The 16,368-nt window shown below is 41.2% G+C and carries 18 protein-coding genes; 5 read left to right on the forward strand and 13 right to left on the reverse strand.

What is annotated here, in order from left to right; genetic code table 11:
• The first annotated feature begins 223 nt into the window (after nt 1-223).
• Nucleotides 224-1,018, forward strand: a complete 795-nt coding sequence (locus MHI33_RS18705) for a C39 family peptidase (protein WP_340913093.1) — start codon at nt 224-226, stop codon at nt 1,016-1,018.
• 60 nt (nt 1,019-1,078) lie between these two features.
• Here MHI33_RS18705 and MHI33_RS18710 read toward each other — a convergent pair whose 3' ends face one another.
• From MHI33_RS18710 to hprK, 8 genes are all read right to left on the reverse strand, one after another.
• Entirely contained in the window at nt 1,079-1,717 is a 639-nt protein-coding gene (locus MHI33_RS18710; RefSeq protein ID WP_268483126.1) for a DsbA family protein, read from the reverse strand.
• 43 nt (nt 1,718-1,760) lie between these two features.
• Nucleotides 1,761-2,402 carry an NAD(P)-dependent oxidoreductase gene (locus MHI33_RS18715; protein ID WP_340913097.1) on the reverse strand — a complete coding sequence of 214 codons (642 nt, stop codon included), beginning with the start codon at nt 2,400-2,402 and terminating at the stop codon, nt 1,761-1,763.
• Nucleotides 2,403-2,488: 86 nt separating this feature from the next.
• On the reverse strand, nt 2,489-2,917 hold the full coding sequence (locus MHI33_RS18720; protein WP_003213266.1) for an Rrf2 family transcriptional regulator: 429 nt from the start codon (nt 2,915-2,917) through the stop codon (nt 2,489-2,491).
• A gap of 69 nt (nt 2,918-2,986) precedes the next feature.
• A complete protein-coding gene (locus MHI33_RS18725; protein ID WP_106067319.1) occupies nt 2,987-3,505 on the reverse strand; it encodes an acyltransferase in 519 nt (172 codons plus the stop codon).
• A 1-nt stretch (nt 3,506) separates the two neighbouring features.
• Nucleotides 3,507-4,157, reverse strand: coding sequence for a pyrophosphatase PpaX (gene ppaX, locus MHI33_RS18730; protein ID WP_065097960.1), 651 nt, complete (start codon nt 4,155-4,157; stop codon nt 3,507-3,509).
• Nucleotides 4,154-5,098: a nucleoside recognition domain-containing protein gene (locus tag MHI33_RS18735; RefSeq protein WP_044139376.1), complete on the reverse strand. Its 945-nt coding sequence runs from the start codon at nt 5,096-5,098 to the stop codon at nt 4,154-4,156. Before MHI33_RS18735 ends, ppaX begins: the two co-directional genes overlap by 4 nt.
• 19 nt (nt 5,099-5,117) lie before the next feature.
• A complete protein-coding gene (lgt, locus tag MHI33_RS18740; RefSeq protein WP_106067321.1) occupies nt 5,118-5,942 on the reverse strand; it encodes a prolipoprotein diacylglyceryl transferase in 825 nt (274 codons plus the stop codon).
• A gap of 11 nt (nt 5,943-5,953) precedes the next feature.
• Nucleotides 5,954-6,886, reverse strand: a complete 933-nt coding sequence (gene hprK / locus MHI33_RS18745; RefSeq protein WP_003212943.1) for an HPr(Ser) kinase/phosphatase — start codon at nt 6,884-6,886, stop codon at nt 5,954-5,956.
• 177 nt (nt 6,887-7,063) lie between these two features.
• Here hprK and nagA point away from each other — a divergent pair, with 177 nt between their 5' ends.
• Genes nagA through MHI33_RS18760 form a run of 3 tightly spaced genes read left to right on the forward strand, consistent with a single transcriptional unit; the run spans nt 7,064 to nt 9,729 of the window.
• The gene (gene nagA / locus MHI33_RS18750; RefSeq protein WP_106067322.1) at nt 7,064-8,254 is read left to right on the forward strand and encodes an N-acetylglucosamine-6-phosphate deacetylase; all 1,191 of its coding nucleotides are present in this window, start codon (nt 7,064-7,066) and stop codon (nt 8,252-8,254) included.
• Nucleotides 8,254-8,979: a glucosamine-6-phosphate deaminase gene (gene nagB, locus MHI33_RS18755; RefSeq protein WP_340913106.1), complete on the forward strand. Its 726-nt coding sequence runs from the start codon at nt 8,254-8,256 to the stop codon at nt 8,977-8,979. The genes nagA and nagB overlap by 1 nt, the downstream gene beginning before the upstream one ends.
• 24 nt (nt 8,980-9,003) lie before the next feature.
• On the forward strand, nt 9,004-9,729 hold the full coding sequence (locus MHI33_RS18760; RefSeq protein WP_106067324.1) for a GntR family transcriptional regulator: 726 nt from the start codon (nt 9,004-9,006) through the stop codon (nt 9,727-9,729).
• A gap of 29 nt (nt 9,730-9,758) precedes the next feature.
• Here the strand turns inward: MHI33_RS18760 and MHI33_RS18765 are convergent, their stop codons facing one another.
• The 5 genes from MHI33_RS18765 to MHI33_RS18785 form a co-directional block, all read right to left on the reverse strand.
• Nucleotides 9,759-13,616 (reverse strand): metallophosphoesterase, encoded by a 3,858-nt coding sequence (locus MHI33_RS18765; protein ID WP_065097955.1) that lies wholly within the window; start codon nt 13,614-13,616, stop codon nt 9,759-9,761.
• A 95-nt stretch (nt 13,617-13,711) separates the two neighbouring features.
• The gene (locus MHI33_RS18770) at nt 13,712-14,098 is read right to left on the reverse strand and encodes a phage holin family protein (protein WP_003213568.1); all 387 of its coding nucleotides are present in this window, start codon (nt 14,096-14,098) and stop codon (nt 13,712-13,714) included.
• Complete coding sequence (locus tag MHI33_RS18775; RefSeq protein ID WP_044139369.1) at nt 14,099-14,293, reverse strand: PspC domain-containing protein; 195 nt, start codon at nt 14,291-14,293, stop codon at nt 14,099-14,101.
• A 6-nt stretch (nt 14,294-14,299) separates the two neighbouring features.
• Nucleotides 14,300-15,391, reverse strand: a complete 1,092-nt coding sequence (locus MHI33_RS18780) for a DUF4097 family beta strand repeat-containing protein (RefSeq protein ID WP_217012120.1) — start codon at nt 15,389-15,391, stop codon at nt 14,300-14,302.
• Nucleotides 15,392-15,402: 11 nt separating this feature from the next.
• Complete coding sequence (locus MHI33_RS18785) at nt 15,403-15,738, reverse strand: membrane protein (protein ID WP_044139366.1); 336 nt, start codon at nt 15,736-15,738, stop codon at nt 15,403-15,405.
• A gap of 197 nt (nt 15,739-15,935) precedes the next feature.
• Here MHI33_RS18785 and MHI33_RS18790 point away from each other — a divergent pair, with 197 nt between their 5' ends.
• Nucleotides 15,936-16,166, forward strand: a complete 231-nt coding sequence (locus MHI33_RS18790) for a hypothetical protein (protein WP_065097952.1) — start codon at nt 15,936-15,938, stop codon at nt 16,164-16,166.
• Nucleotides 16,167-16,368 lie beyond the last annotated feature (202 nt).

Raw genomic sequence — 16,368 nt, forward strand, 5'->3', positions numbered from 1 at the left:
ACCTCCAACACATTAAAACAAAAAATTCCGAATCCTTTAGTTCGCTAATATGATAACATGCTAACAAAATAAAGTGATTAAATCAATCATTTTTATTTTCTCTCTATTTTCACGAAAAATTTGTGGAATTATTACATTCAAGTGACACCTGTCTCTTTTCTGCATGTTGGGTGAAAGAACGTGCTATAATACATAAAAATATTGAATAACACAGGAGATTACAGTGAAGTTCATCCAGACATTAATCTTAACTTTGTTGTGCGCATGCCTTGTTTATTTCGGATTTATATACGTGACACAAATCGACCAAGTCAAGAAGACAGCTTCACCACACGAAGCAGCCAAAGAAAAAGAAAACGATACGGCACTCGCAGCTGAAGAAACACGATCAACGAAAAAAACAGATACCACCTATTCTTCCTTAAAAGGAAGCAAAAAAGCCATGGACGTCATCCTCTACAATCAAATGGATGCCCCAAAGCTTTATAATGGATGCGAAGTCACAAGCTTAGCGATGCTTCTTCATTACAGCGGCTACGAGCAAGTGACGAAAGACACATTGGCAAATGAAATTAAACGTGTTCCACTCAATTATGAAAATGGCTTAAAAGGAGACCCACATGACGGGTTTGTAGGCGATATGGAGAATGGACCAGGTCTTGGTGTATACCATGAACCTATTTATCAGCTTGCGAAAAAACATGCGGGCGCTCAAGTCGTCGACTTAAGCGGAAAACCTGTCAAAAAGGCCGTCTATCAATCACTTGAAAAAGGGTATCCTGTTTGGGTGATTACCACATCCACCTTTGACAAAATAGATAACATGGAAACATGGAATACACCAAATGGCAAAATAGATGTAAGCTTTAATATGCATAGCGTGGTCATCACAGGCTATGACAAGGAGCATGTCTACTTAAATAACCCATACGGAGAAAAGAATCAAAAAGTCGATCGCGATCAGTTTGAAGATTCTTGGGAACAGATGGGCAGGCAGGCGATTATCATTAAAGCCTAGAACAATTTCTCTTTGAAAACATGAAAAACCATCCTCTATCCGAATAGAGGATGGTTTTTTTCATGATGATGCTTCTATGATTTCCTTCAGGCGCTCCTCAAGCTTTTCAGCTGTCATCGCTCCTCCACCTACACTGAAGTATTCATCCCCTTTTTTTAATAAAAGGGTAGGGTATCCATTCACTTGAAGTTGATGAACCTTCGCAAAGTCGGCATACGCATCATTGATGACTTCTTTTGTTTTCATTCGTTCAATGACGGCATTAGGATCAAGATGATGTGCCAGAGCGATCTCCTGATACGTTTCATCATCGCTCAGGCTTTTTCCGTCTTGATAAAAAGCCTTTTGCATCGATGCTGCCAAGTACAATGCACGATCTGGAGCAACGGATCTTAATGCTGAAAACCCAATGGCTGCAGCCTCAGAGTCTAAGAGAAATGTCCCGTTTGCTAGCAGCTTCTGATAACGTTCACCAAACTCAACGCCAGTTAGCTGACTGATCCGTTGATTTGCTTCTGATATATGTGGATATTCCTTTATTGGAAGACTTCTTTCTCCTACAAATAAGCCGCCAGATACGAGCGTCAGTGACATTTCAGGATGGTTCTCATGCAAAGTACGGATACTGTTGGAAAACCCATAACACCAGCCACAATACGCATCCCATACATAAATGAGAGACAATTCTTGATCATTCATACGTTAAACTCCTCACTCATCGTTTTTAGCGGCAACGAATCACTTATTCTCCTTCAGATACAACGGTAAAACGTTCTCCAACATGGGCAGCCTGCTCAATTTCATCGACAAGCGCAATGGCGTAGTCGGCATAGCTCACATAGCTGTCACCTTTAGAATTGACAATCAGTTGGTCTTTCCCTTTCACATAAGAACCTGTGCGTTTGCCAGCTGGATCAAAGAATGCAGCAGGGCTGAGGAAAGTCCATTTGAATCCTTCGGTTTGTTGAAGGTCTTTTAGGTTTTCACCTTGCTGTGAAGCAGTAGGCACATACTCCTTTGGAAATTCTGGTGTATCAACAAGTCTTGTTGTTTTGGCTTCATCAACAAATAGACTGCCCGCTCCGCCCACAACGATTAAACGCGTATCGGGTACCTCTTTCAAAATATCAATCAGCTTTTTCCCTGCCTCTACGTGAAGGTGCTCTTGTCCAGCAGGTGCGCCAAATGCATTGACGATAACATCAAAGCCTTTGATGTCTTCTGCTTGTAAATGAAACACATCCTTCTCAATAACAGCTACGGATGAATCTGTCACTTTTTTCGCATCTCGAACGATGGCTGTTACCTCATGTCCTCTTGATTGAGCCTCTTTTACAATTTCCTGTCCTGCTTTACCTGTAGCGCCAATAATACCGATTTTCATATGAATTCCTCCTGTAAAATGATTTTATTTGATAAACAAAGATGTAACCAATTCAGTTACAACAGAGGTAAAAAAAATTGAATAGATCATCCAATTTTTTTGATTAACACCTGCGTTAGTTCACTTAATTTGATCTCAGCAAGCACTTGCTCCATCGCACTTTGAGCGCGGCACAAGATTAACTCAAGCACAGCCTGGATATTTGCACCGATCGGACAGTCAGGATTTGGGCTTTCATGGATTTGAAACAATTCTCCCTCATCCACCACTTCAACCGCTTTATACACATCAAGCAGCGTGATATCGTCTTCACTGCGGTTCAGCTGAGAACCGCCTTTGCCAAGACTCGTTGAGATTAAGCCTGCTTTTTTTAATTTACTCATAATACGGCGGATGACCACTGGGTTTGTATTCACACTTCCCGCGATATCCTCCGATGTCTGTAATGATCCTTTTTCAAGTGATAGCAAGGCCAGAATATGGACAGCGACAGTAAATCTGCTGCTGATTTTCATGTTTTCTCACCTCTGTTGTAATCATTATAGTTACACCATAACATATTGTCAACAAAAAAGTCTGCCGAGCTACTCAGCAGACGTAGATTGACGTGCTTTCATTTCTTCTTTCGTATAAATCATGCGCATTGGATTTCCTCCAACAAATGAGCCTGCTGGAACATCCTTATGAACAAGTGTACCAGCCGACACGATCGCCCCATCCCCAATGGTCACACCAGGTAAAATGGTGGAATTGGCTCCAATTAAGACTTCATCCCCAATATAGACTTCCCCAAGTCTGTATTCTTTAATCAAATACTCATGGGTCAAAATGGTTGTGTTATAGCCAATCACCGAATTTCGACCGACCGTGATTTTCTCAGGAAACATGAGATCCACCATGACCATTAAGGCAAACGCTGTATCTTCGCCGACCTTCATACGAAGAAAGGTTCGGTATATCCAATTTTTCATTCCCATAAAAGGCGTGTACCGTGCGATTTGAATGAAAATAAAGTTTTTCACCACTTTGAAAAAGGGGACCGTCCGATAGACTTGTCGTAACGAATTGACCCCTTTTACAGGATAACGATCTGTTTTTCTCAACTCAATCAGCTCCAACAATCGCCAGGAGATCACTCATTTTCTTTAGCATAAAATCAGGACGATGCTTTAAAAGGGCCTCTTCTCCCTTAATTGACCAAGCAACACCTGCTGTTTTTGTCCCCGCCGCTTGACCAGACAAAATATCGTGATAATTATCGCCAACCATCACCGCTTCATGTGGATCACTGCCAAGCTTGGATAATGCCAGCTGGACAGGCTCCGGATGCGGCTTTTCATTTTGGACATCATCGAGCGTCACAATCACCTCAAAGAATGGCTCTAAACCGGTCAGCTTCAATCCCATTAACACTGTGTCACGTATCTTTGTTGTGACAATTCCAAGCTTAAATCCTCGATCCTGCAAGACTTTCAATGTATCTATAACAGTCTCATATTCAGTCACGAGCAGATCATGCTGTTCATGATTAAACGTACGGTACATCTGAATCATGTCATTCGTTAGATCAGGGTCCATCGCAGAGAATGTATCAAATAATGACGGACCAATGAAATGGAGGATCTCTTCACGGCTGTACTGACCAGGGTAATAATGATCAAGCGTATGTTGAAATGAAGCAATAATTAATTCATTCGTATTGATTAATGTGCCATCTAAATCAAACAGCACGGTGTTAATAGTTGATTCGTTCATATGGCTTCCTTTCTAACAGCTGCGAGCTCGCGCTTTCGCCAAATATAGCTAATGGCAGCTGTTAATAAAATAGCAGATATCAGGCGGATGACAAGAAGCGGCCACACAGGAATCCCAAGTGGAATAAATATCAGCGTGTCTTCGACCACTGCATGGCAGGCAACAAGGAAAATGAAAGCAAGGGTTAAATCTTTTTTACTCACGCCGTCCTCTTCCACTGCCTTCATCATCACGCCAGCTCCGTATGCCAGACCAATGGTTAACCCAGCGACCATCGTCATCGACGTATTTTCTTTCATTCCAAGCATTCTCGTAAATGGAGACAGCCACTTAGACAGCGTATGGAGCCATCCTAAATCTCTCATGAATTGAATGATGATCATGAGAGGGATGACGATACAGGCGAGCTGGAGCACACCGAGTACGGCTTTTTGTAAAGCGAGAAGGACGATCATGTACCAGCTGGAAGGCACATCAGCCGTCTGAGCTGCTGTCAGCAGTCCATATTGTGCCGGCTCCTGGCCTCCCTGCCAAACGAGATGAATGACAATAGCCGAAATAACAGCAAGACTGATTCTGACAAGCAAAATGACAGACACTCTCAGTCCAACCTTTGCTGCCACAGTCGATTCGATGATCAGGTTATGGCAAAAGGACAGCATCACGGCCAAAATAAACACTTCCTTCACAGGAAGATCTAGTGTCAAAATGGCAGCTATGCCCGCATACAAATTCAGCACATTTCCTAATACAAGTGGAATGGCCGCTTCTCCTGAAAGACCAAACAACCCCATAAATGGCCGTATGAATCGAATGATCCAATCCATAACAGGCGTATGCTGCAAGATACTGACGAGAATGGTAACTGGAAAGATGACTTTTCCAAGTGTCCAAGTTGTCGATAGCCCTGCTTTTAAGCCGTTTTTCCATGTATCCCCCATCTCTTCTGATCCCCCTGCTTTAATTCGATGAGTTGTTCTCTTTATACGGAATCGATGCGTACCCTTTTATTCTTCTAAAGATCATCAGCAGAACAGCCACTACAAAAATGGCAATCGAAATCATTTGAGCGATTCGAAGATGTTCTGTCAGCATCAAACTGTCCGTTCTCATACCTTCTATAAAGAAACGACCGATTGAATACCAAATTAAATAAGACAAGAAGATTTCGCCTCTGCGCATCGATGTTCTACGTAATAAAATCAAGATCACAACACCGGCAAGATTCCATAATGATTCGTATAAGAACGTTGGGTGATAATACGTCCCATCAATATACATTTGATTAATGATAAACTCAGGCAAATGCAAATTCTCTAAAAAGGCTCTTGAAACAGCCTCACCATGCGCTTCCTGATTAATAAAGTTCCCCCAGCGTCCAATGGCCTGCGCTAGTAAAATACTAGGTGCTGCTACATCGGCTATTTTCCAGAAGGACACCTTTTTCACTTTTGCAAATACGATCGCTGTCAGCACAGCACCTATCAGCCCGCCATGAATGGCAATTCCGCCATGCCAAATCTTAATGATTTCATTTGGGTGCTGCTGATAGTAATCCCATTCGAAGGATACATAATAAATTCGTGCACAAATAATCGCTATTGGAATGGCAAATAAGATTAAATCAATAAACGTATCTTTATTGATTCCTCTTTTCTCACATTCTCTCAGTGCGAGCCAGAGTCCTAGTAAAGCTCCGACCCCAATGATCACACCATACCAATGAACCGAAAGAGGTCCGAGCTGAAAAGCAATCGGATCAATTGGCTGAATCGCTTCGTTCATATAGACAACTCCTATTCATCTTGGCCATTGTCTTCAATGACATCGGCTAGTTTACTTGTAAATTGTTCCGCCGCATTATGTCCCATGCGTTTTAACCTGAAGTTCATCGCAGCCACCTCAATGATAACCGCTAAGTTTCGACCAGGGCGGACAGGAATGGTCAGCTTCGGTACATCTGTATCGATGATTCGCATCTTCTCTTCTTCAAGTCCTAAACGATCGTACTGTTTGCCTTGTTCCCAAAGCTCAAGGTTCATGACAATCGTAATTCTCTTATAGCTTCTGACAGCCCCAGCTCCAAATAAGGTCATCACATTAATGATGCCTAATCCACGGATTTCTAAAAGATGTTCAATCAGCTCTGGTGCGCTTCCGACTAACGTATCCTGATCCTCTTGACGGATTTCCACGCAATCATCTGCGACCAGCCTGTGTCCTCTCTTCACTAATTCTAAGGCTGTTTCACTTTTTCCTACTCCGCTTTTTCCAATTAACAATACACCTACACCATATACATCAACGAGTACGCCATGAATCGCGGTCGTAGGTGCAAGCTTGCTTTCTAAAAAGTTGGTCAAACGACTCGAAAGTCTTGTCGTTTTTAGGCTTGAACGTAACACAGGTACACCATTTTCATTTGAAGCTTCAATTAATTCCTTCGGCACTTCACGATCTCGTGACAAAATAATTGCAGGGGTAATATCAGTACAAAGAGACATCATTCTCTGCTTTCGTTCGCGTTCTGGGAGCTGTTCAAAAAAAGAAAGCTCTGTTTTCCCTAAAAGTTGAACTCTTTCTTTTGGGTAATATGTAAAATAACCTGCCATTTCAATACCTGGTCTGGAAAGATCACTGATTGTAATGGGACGATTAATCCCTTCTTCCCCACTTACCAGTTCAAGATGAAATTGTTCCATTATGTCCTTCGTACGAACTTTCGGCACGCTTCTTCCTCCTTTTATCACAGGCGATTCAGAAATACAGCTCTATTTTATCACTTTCAATGATGATCCCAAAACAGTATTTTATCCTGATCCTGTTTCCGTTCATTTACTGGTATAGACAACTATACTTAAAAAGGGTAAACTAAGTCAAAGACAATGACTAAAGGGGGCACAATCATGAGCAACTCTTTATTGCTCTCCAATATTCATATTGTGACAAAGACCGAAATGATTGCAAACGGTTTTGTCGGTTTACGCGGCGGCAAGATTGACTATATTTCAACAACACCACCGACAGGAAATTATGAAAAAGTATATATTTCCCGGGAAAACTTTTATTTACTTCCCGGAATGATTGATATTCACATCCATGGCGGATATGGAGCAGATATGATGGATGCGACATCAGAAGCCATGAATACACTCGCTGACAACTTACCATCAGAAGGAACGACAAGTTTTTTAGCCACAACCATCACTCAAAACCATCATGAGATAGAGCAAGCACTTAAAAATGTCGCCCAGTGGAAACAATACAATGAAGAACAAGCAGGCGTTCAGGCACAATGTTTAGGTATCCATCTTGAAGGTCCTTTTATTTCTAAAGATAAAGCAGGGGCACAGCCTGTTCAATGGATAAAGCAGCCCGATCGCCCTCTTTTTGAAAAATGGCTGGATGCTTCTGAACAGCTTATTCGAATCGTCACGTTCGCACCTGAGGAAGACCCTGATTTTGCTTTTCTTTCCTTGTTGCAAGAAAAAAACATTATTCCTTCTATTGGACATACGAATGCCCATCATGACATGATTGAATTAGCAGCAAAGCATGGTGCACGCCATGTCACACATCTTTATAATGCACTGAGTTCGTTTCAGCATCGTGAACCAAACGCTGTAGGAGCTGCTCTTACAAACAAGGATCTCCATACTGAGCTGATTACGGATGGGATACACTCCCACCCACTTTCCATCAAGCTGGCGTATTTGGCAAAAGGAAGTGATCGTTTAATGATGATCACAGACTCGATGCGCGCAAAAGGACTTGGAAATGGCACGTATGAGTTTGGGGGCCAAACAGTCACAGTCAGCGGCGAAAAAGCTTTACTGGAAGATGGTACACTTGCAGGATCAATTCTGCGAATGAAAGATGGCGTCAAACGAATGAAACAGATCACACATTGTGAATGGACAGAGATAGCAAAGATGACCTCAACTAATGCAGCCATTCAGCTAGGACTTGATCAGCAGCTTGGTTCGATTGAAGTTGGAAAACAAGCAGACCTTGTGATCTGGGATGAGTCTGGTGAACTAATGATGACGATCTGCCATGGACAAATCGTCTTTGAGAAAAAGGAGGCCAACCACTAATGAACATCATTGAATTTGAAGATAAAGAACAATTAGGAAAAGAAGCAGCAGCCCTGATCGCGCACACAATCGCTTCTAAACCAGATGCCGTACTCGGCCTGGCAACGGGCGGTACACCTCTTGATACGTATCAAGAGTTAATTCACCTTCATCAATCACAACAATTGTCTTTCAAACAAACAAAAACAGTCAATTTAGATGAATATGCAGGGCTTGATTCAGATCATGAAAATAGTTATATGACCTATATGAAACGTCATTTATTTGATCACATTGATCTTCCACAGGATCAGTATTTCCTTCCAAATGGCGCTACACCTGATTTAGAAAAGGAATGCTTAAGATATGATCAGCTCATTCAAAACATAGGCGGCATCGACCTTCAACTTCTTGGAATCGGTCAAAATGGACATATTGGTTTTAACGAGCCCGGTACTCCGTTTAACTCAAAGACTCATGTCGTGCAACTAGATGAAAATACCCGGCAGGCCAATGCAAGATACTTTTCTTCTATTGATGAAGTGCCTACACATGCCATCACCATGGGCATTGCGAGCATTCTTTCTAGTAAAAAGATTCTCCTTCTTGCATCAGGAAAATCAAAAGCGGAAGTGATACAATATTTAGAACAGACTGAGATACATCCAGACTTCCCAGCATCTGCTCTGAAACTTCATGAAGATGTGACGATTTTGATTGATCGAGAAGCTGGTTCACTACGCTAAAGCTAAACACGAGAGGATTTTCACATGTTTATTGATAAGCAGTCACCTATTCCGATGTACCATCAGATTATGGAGAATTTGAAAAAACAGATTGAGAATGGAACATTAGCACCTGATACACTCATTCCTTCTGAAAGAGAATATGCCGAACGCTTTGGTATAAGTCGAATGACTGTCAGACAAGCCTTATCGAATCTTGTGAACGAAGGATATTTGTATCGACAAAAAGGAAAAGGCACCTTTGTGAGCCGAAGAAAATTTGAACAGCCGCTTCAAGGTTTAACAAGCTTTACAGAGGATATGCGTCAGCGTGGTCTTAAAGCTTCAAGCCAGCTGATTGACTTCACAAAAACCGTCTGCCCAGATCACTTGTTGCCTGTCTTACAACTGTCAAATGACGATGCTATATATGAACTCAAACGGATACGCCTCGCAAATGATGAACCGATGGCGATTGAAACGAGCTATATCCCTGAAGCATTTGCAGGAGATTTAACAAGGGAACATTTAACTGGCTCTATATATGAATATATAGAGACTCAAACAGGCCTTACAATTGCTCATGCAAAACAAGAGCTTGAAGCGAATGTTGCTTCAAATGAAGAAGCACACGTGCTGTCTATTTCAACAGGCGATCCCGTGCTCTCAATTGCAAGAACGACTTATTTTCAGAATGATATTCCGTTTGAATATGTTCTTTCCGTTTATAGAGGAGATCGTTACAAGCTCATTCATACAATGGAAAGATAAACAGTGCCCTTATCAAAGGAGCACTGTTTTTATTTCCTAAGAAATGTTTCTTCACGATCATCTTTTGTATGAATTTTCCATATAGGTGAAATCGCTTTTCCTTGAAAACGATCTTTTGCTACGGTGTACCAATAATAGTCTTCATTTGGCTTTAAGCCTTTCCACTCAAAGCTTGCTTTTTTGCCGCTTTTTACGCCGCGCGCCTCTCCTATCAAAACATTTGTGTACACATTGAGTTCAAAATAGTTGGTTTTGACAGATTTCATTTTTGGTGTCAAATCCACATCGATTGAAAATTCATCTTGATCTCCATACGTTTTAGGATCGTAGAAATGCTCTTGATTCATGTAAGGTGAGTATGTCGTAAAATGAAGCTGGTTTTTTTCTTGATCGGCTGTTATCAATCGCATAAACCCTTGTCCACCTTCAGGTCCTGACTGATAATCAGCGAGTATTTGATATACTTTCCGGTCTACTTTACCATCATTGTCATCGTCAAGCTCATCTACTTTCCTGCTCGCTCCGTGATAGTGACCGCTAAATACTGCCACAATATTGGGATGGCGCTTCACTACCTGATGGAAGATGAGGTCGCCAATCGGACTGCGGTTGCCACTGACCAACAAATACTCATGGAAATTTAAAATGACAATACGGTCTGGATGCTCAGAAATCACACGGTTCAACCAATCAATTTCATCTTGCTTAATCCCCCAGCCCATGTATACCATCATATAATCATTGCCACCGGCAGAGATGAGATCATAATGACCTCGATTGTTTTTATAGGATTCACCATAGTACGGTTTATTTGCAAAGCGTTTCTCCCCGAAATATTTTCCATATTCCGCATAAAAACCGTCCTTATGTCGAACATCATGATTTCCTGCTAAAACTCCATAAGGAATTTGATGCTCATCTAACACACGCATAAACGTATCAGCACGATGCCATTGTTTATCTTTTGAATCATCCACAATGTCACCTGTATGGAACACATATTGGATGTTTAACTTTTCTCTCTGGTCTCTGATCCACTCGACCATTTGTTTAAAGATATGAGGATAGCTCTTTGCATAATATTGTGTGTCAGACATCCAAACCATCTTATATGGCTTTTGCGCTTTGCTGATTTCATCCTGTACAAGCAAATCAAACGTATGATTCTTCATGTACTGTCTGACTGACAGCAGTCCTTTCAGGTAAAATTCCTTTTGATCCTTAGCAAAATGATGAGTGATTTTATCCCACTTTTCTTGCTGATGATTCCAGGCATACATGGTCACCTTTCTCCCTGACAATGAACTCCCTTTCCACATCGCCTCGACGACATCCTTTTCACGTACATCTTGATGAACCTTGATTTGAAAACGATGATAGGGAAAACGATGTAAATCCTTCGTTTCTACTGACTTACCATCAGCAAATGCAATGCGATTCCTTTCTTGATGAGAAAAAATCATTTCTCCTTTTTCGTTAAAGCTCTTTGGCGGTTCTGTCTCCGCTGCATATTTCAAAATGTTCATTGATGGATGCAACGATGTATATTGATAGGCACGGTAAAAGGAATAATCCAGCTTATCATTCGTTGGGTCCTTGGTGAGCACAGTTTGCTTTGACGATTTCATTTTCGTCTTATCTGCTACACGTTCTGGTGGCTCAGGGTGTTCATGCACCGTCTTGAATTTCTTTTTCACCGTCGTCATGTTCCCTGCTGCATCTTTTGCTTTAATTGTCAACGTGTGTTCCCCCGGGTTTAATTCGCTAGAGGACGTCTGGTATGGCAACGAAATTGGCTTGCCATCTACATATGCCTTCATCTCCTCTATGTCACTCCAGCGATCCGTTACCTTTGCTTTTAACGTAAAGGCTCCTTTATATGGATCCTTTGTTTGGACATTGGTCTTAATTTTTGGACCTGTATTATCGACCATCACATGTACAGATGCATGCTCGTCTGAGGTTTTGGCCTCAATCAGGTGCGGCCCCTCTTTCAACCTTCTTGTATCCCACTTCATAAACGTTGAAACATAAGCTTCTTTTGGTATTTCAAATTGAAATGTTCTGACCTTTTTGGCGTTACCACTGTCTCCCATTCTCCATTCTTTTTCTGGCTTTGCATTGATTGGAGGAATTTGAGTTCCATTCGACAAAATCATCCGGACGTTTTTTAATTCAAAATCATCGTGATTCTCACCAGGCAGCCGATCAACTGGAGAAGATTTTGTTCCAGCATGGAAGGAGATTGTTTGGAGACCTTCTTTTTTCATCTCTGCTTCTGGTATTGGCATTGTATAGGTACGATACACTTTTGTCGAATCATCAAAAATAGAAAGTAAGTGCTTACCTATGGACACACCATTTTTAAAATATAAATTTGTCCCTTTGACATCAAATGCAATATATGGATCTGCTTCAAGGGCAGAAAACACTTGCTGATTCCGCTTTCCATCTATCAATAATTCAATGCTTTTTTTCTGATCAGACGTTGCTTTTAATGGAAATAATCCTGAAACCGTATCTCCTTCTTCTACATTGAATCGAAGGCCATGAGCTTTGCTAACTTGCTCCACATCAATTATTTTTTTCATCGTCATTGCTGTATTTTCACCGTCTGACGCTTCAAGCTGATATTCCAATTGTTCTTTACCAATCAACACAGGTGAGTAAATAATATGATGAAATAACCGGTCGTTATGATCTTTTTGAAGCAGTATCTCCTTAAAATCATCTTTCCGATTTGTTCGATAGCGAAGCTTGACGGTTTTGACGACCTGATCATCCTGTACATCTGCTTTAATCTCTATGCTTTCAGTTGGTTTCACTGGTTTTCTCACTGTCATATCTTCAATCACAGGTTTATGGATATCTTGAGAAATTTCTTTTTTCTCAGATGGAATTTGTGCTTTTAGCACTTTTCCAGGCGTAGGCTCTTCTTCAATTTTGGAGATCAGCTTCATTTGCGAAGTACCGTCCATTGGATATTTGAATAGCAAAGATTTATGCTCACTAAACCATGAAGGCTTTAAGCGAAATGCTGCTGATGAAATCTCCTCCCCTATATTTGTTGTGATGGAAACAAGACGAGATTTAGAGTTGGACAGCCCTTTGCTTTCGATGACAGATACATGCTCTCCCTCTTTTAATTGACTTTTGTACATAGCATTGAAGTCCGCTACAGTTAAATGCTCCTGTCCTTTTTTCCTCAGCCAGAAAACATACGGTTTTCCAGGTGAAAGAGTGACTGGATTTGTGTGAAAGGAATACACATCATCCATTTCAGTTCCTTGTGCAGGATTGCGATAGCGAAGCTGATAATGTTTAAGAGAGATAGGCTCATGTGTTGTGTTATACACCTCAATAAATTCAAATGCATCTTTGCCTTTGCGATTTTTTGAATTGACAACAATTTCTGTGATGACTAAGTCCGGAATGCGCGAAAGGTCCTCTTCAAATCCATTTAAGTGGACAGATTGTTCTGCCGTTTTGATCACGGACTTTTGCGTAAGAAACTCTGTATAGTAACGAACGGTTGAATTCCATAATTGATCTGGCGGAATTTTCGCTGTAAATTCTGGCTTCATACCTGGCAGCCGTTCCATTGGGATCAAACGGTACCCTAGCTCATCACTTTGTTTATAATACAAGTTCGCAGACAAAATTTGTTCCGGATCCGTAATTGACGCACGAAACTGGAGATCACGGCTTTTTTCCCCTAGAACTGGACGGACATCCACATGAAAGGGATCAAAGATAATAGGAGAAAAAGGCTTGTCCGGTATATTGACTTGTGTTTGAATAAAAGGCCCTGCTGAAGCAGGCTGATTGAAACAAAAAAGAATGATAAAAAAACATAAAAGCATGATTTGTCTGCTCATGTTCACCATCGTGCACCGCCTCCCTTCGGATATTGTGTCTCCTGAAGGAAGTTTTTATGTCAGATGAAACGGAGAAACGATACAAAATGGGTCAAAAAAAACCGTTAGCTTTTTTTCGCTAACGGCTCCACAATTCCTTTTTGTATCAACAGGTGGAAAATGGATAATATGACAGCCATCCAAATGGCCGTTCCAAACCCATCAATATTAAAACTATCGCCCATAAAACTTGATGTCATCATAAGTGTGATGGCATTAATCACAAATAAGAACAATCCTAGTGTAAGAACGGTTACTGGAAGCGTTAAAATGATCAAAAACGGCTTCACTAAAATATTGAGCAAGGATAAAATAATACTTGCCACAATGGCTGCGCCAAACCCTTCAATATATACGCTCCCAAGCCCTGGCAGAATGCCTGAATCAAAATATCCCGCAATGACGATTAAAAGTAATGCATTGACTAAAATACTGACGATCCATCTAAGCATTTAGTTAGTGCCTTCTTCCGGAACAACAAAATACCAGATGAAGTAGACCAAGAAAATTGGCATAAATGCTGTCATAAATCCGATGATGACCGTTAAAATGCGAAGCAGAGATGCATCGACACTTAAGTATTCGGCAAGTCCACCAACAACACCCGCTATTTTTTTATCTGTTGCTGAACGATAAAGCTTCTTCATGTAGAATCACTCCTTGTCTGATTGGTGCTTTACTTGTATTGAACCTGTTTTTGTTTCTGCAAAAATGGATATACTGTTCACTGCCTGTTGGTTGGCTTTGATCATTTTCTCTTTTTGTAATGTCTCATTTTTCTCTTTAATCATCTCTGCATCAAGCAAATCGTGAGAAATAGACCCAAGATTGCTTTTCAGCTCAGCGGTCACTGCACACGCACGCGGGATCTCGACGTCCACACTGCCTGTTGTCGTTTTCGCATAAATGGAACGGCACTTTTCATCCGACAGCTGAACCGCTATGTTTCCGTTAAAGCTTTGGGCATCAATTGATTCACTTTTCCCGCGTAGGTCAATGAGCCCATTGATGGTTTCTACTTCAATCATACCACACTCGTGATCCGCCAGTTTAATTTGTCCGTTTGCTGTTTCAATTCCAACCTTTTCAGCCTGTAGAGAGGCAAAAGAGACAACACCATTGGTGGTTTTCGCAGCAAGTTCTTTTGTCTTTAGCTTTTCCCCGCGAATCGGACCATTAAACAGTTTAACCTTGATTTTATCGTATTGGATACGCGGTACATATAAAGTGACATTGACTTTCATTGTCTTCTTTTCGGTCCGGATAAAAAATTTATCCCCTTCGAGACCGCAGTCCAATTGATTGAGAAATTGCTGTCTTGCCTGCTCTCCGTCTTCTGCACGGTAGATTTTCGCATGGCATTCTGCTCGAATATCGCCATCGTCCCAAGGCATCACATTGAGACTGCCGTTCGCCAATTGAATATCTAAATGAGAGAGTGAGGCGTCTTTGAACTGAAAAATGTGCTCAACGTCGACCGACTGTCCAAAGTTCAAATCAAGATCTACGTCTTTCACCTTTTTCACCGCAGAATCTAACCAGCCAAACAGCTTTGCACCAAGATTTTCGGTACCAGTTCCTTTGCTCTCTGTGCCAGCTTTTTCTTCATGAAAGGTGTGGTCAGCCGTTGATTTTTCTAATGAAACAGACGGACTTTCCTCCAGTTTTTCAAGCAGCGTAATCGCTTCTTTTGCCGATAATGTCCCGTCTTCTACTAATTTTAAAATGCGTTCTTTTTCATTCATACATAGCCCTCCTACGATTTGATGGATTGAAGTACTTTAATACCTTGAATGATATTCCAAATGACAGAGATCAAAAAGCCAATGGCGACTAAAAAGGACAGGATGAGCATCGTGATCACTGGCATGAGTGAGTCACTTGCCTGTGTCGATAATAAAAATGGAATAGATCCAAAAACCAGCAACACGCACGCTGCGACTGGCAAAACATGTGACCATAATGCCCGCATCGCGTGCCGTTTCGGTTCCTTTTGGTCGACTACAAAATATGCCACGATCGGTACAATAAACGGCATAAAAAATACACTAAAATAACAAATTGATGCAATGATCGACTGATCTCTATTCATATATATTCGCTCCTTCATGATGAAAATTCCTTTCTAACTCATACGTTTATTGCGTATCAAAAGTTTCAAAATCATTCGATTTACATATGACCTTAGACACAAATTACATCTTTTTGCACCTAAGTGTAGATTCTTCACGGATTACCCTTTAAAATATGTTGAAAAGATGGTGATTATCATTATAGGGGGTAATTATTTTGACAGATCATCATAATACTAACCACACGGCTCAAGCGCTTTTAGACCTTATACAGAAACAAAAAAGCATGAACAGCGATATGATCAGGGAGCTTGAGACCATTCATCCGTCTCATCCACAGTATGGTGATATCCGTTATTTAAAAGTACTGCTCGACAGCAGCAGCACGCATATTTTAAAGGATTTAACGCAACTCAGTCATTTAATGCCGAAGGAAGATGCGCAATAAAAGGAAAACCCCTCGATAAAGAGGGGTTTCAGATTGTTGACAAAGGGCTAAAATGTTCTTTATTTTAGCCCTTTGTCTTCTTTTCAGCGTGATAGAAAACCTTTGCAGCCCTAGGAAGGACGAGTACTGGCGCGGAGCGAATTTGACATTCGTGAGCACCAGCACGCAGGACTGACACCGAATGCGAGGGTTTGTCTACACG

This window comes from Bacillus sp. FSL K6-2971 (assembly GCF_038006405.1).
Taxonomy (GTDB): domain Bacteria; phylum Bacillota; class Bacilli; order Bacillales; family Bacillaceae; genus Bacillus; species Bacillus pumilus.